General features: G+C 64.8%; 1 protein-coding gene. It reads right to left on the bottom strand.

Annotated elements, in window-relative coordinates; translation table 11 throughout:
• Positions 1-32: 32 nt before the first annotated feature.
• A protein-coding gene (locus CSC68_RS15735) for an IS3 family transposase (protein ID WP_162204535.1) occupies positions 33-1,138 on the bottom strand; the annotation gives its coding sequence in 2 pieces (ribosomal slippage) (positions 33-880 and positions 880-1,138; 1,107 coding nt in all).
• Positions 1,139-1,206: the final 68 nt, after the last annotated feature.

Below are 1,206 nucleotides of genomic sequence, written 5' to 3'. Positions count from 1 at the left end.
CGACGTCCCCCCGCTTTCAGTAGCGGGGCTCTTTAGAGTCCGGGTTTCATCGTAGCGGCTTTGGCCGCCAACTGTTCGGCATAAGCGGCCGGCGTCAGACCGCCCAAGGTCTTCTTCGGTCGTTCCTCGTTGTACTCCCGGCGCCAGGTTTCGATCTCGGTGCGGGCGTGCAGCAGCGTCGGGAACCAGTGCTCGTTGAGGCATTCGTCCCGTAGGCGGCCGTTGAAGCTCTCGATGTAGGCGTTCTGGTTCGGCTTGCCTGGCTGGATCAGGCGCAACTGCACACCGCGCTCGTGGGCCCACGCCACCATCGTCTTGCCGCAGAACTCCTTGCCGTTGTCGGTTCGGATCATCTGCGGCAGGCCGCGGGTCAGCGCCAGCCGATCCAGCACCCGGGCCACGCCGTGGCCGGAGATGGCCCGCTCCACCTCGATCGCCACCGCCTCGTGCGTGGCATCGTCGATGATGGTCAACGCCTTGAGCACACGCCCCTCGGCAGTGCGGTCGAACACGAAGTCCATCGACCAGACCTGGTTGGCCGCTTCCGGCCGCAGCAACGGTTGGCGCTCGCCCAGCAGCACCTTCTTCCGCTTGCGCCGGCGCACCTGCAACCTGGCCTCCTGATACAGCCGTTCCACCCGCTTGTAGTTCACCGGCCACTGCTCCTGCCGCAGCTTCAGATAGATCATCCCGACGCCATAGCGCTTGTGTCGCTGCGCCAGCGCCAGGATCCGCTCACGCAGCTCGACGTTGCCATCCGGGCGCGGGACGTAGCGCAGCGCGCTGGCGCTCATCCGCACCATCGCCAGCGCCCGTCGCTCACTCAGCCCCCGATCCACCAGATGCCGCACCAGCGTCCTGCGCGCCGGTGCGGTCACCACTTTTTTCGCAGGGCGTCCTTGATGACGTCGTTCTCGAACAGCTGCTCGGCCAGCAGCTTCTTCAACCGCGTGTTCTCGGACTCCAGCTCCTTGAGCCGCTTGGCCTCTGGCACGCTCATGCCGCCAAACTTGCTGCGCCACAGGTAGTAGGAGGCCTCGCTAAAGCCGTGCCTGCGGCACAGCTCCTTGACCGGTAGGCCAGCTTCGGCTTCACGCAGGAAGCCGATGATCTGCTCTTCGGAAAAGCGCTTCTTCACGTCCAATCTCCGTCTGGTTGGGGATTGGACTCCAAATCGACCTGCTACTCAAAGATGGGGGGACGTCG

Origin of the sequence: Pseudoxanthomonas suwonensis (assembly GCF_010093235.1) — a bacterium.
GTDB lineage: Bacteria > Pseudomonadota > Gammaproteobacteria > Xanthomonadales > Xanthomonadaceae > Pseudoxanthomonas > Pseudoxanthomonas suwonensis.
Note: the sequence above shows the minus strand (reverse complement) of the source record. Positions and strands in the feature narration are given on the sequence as shown.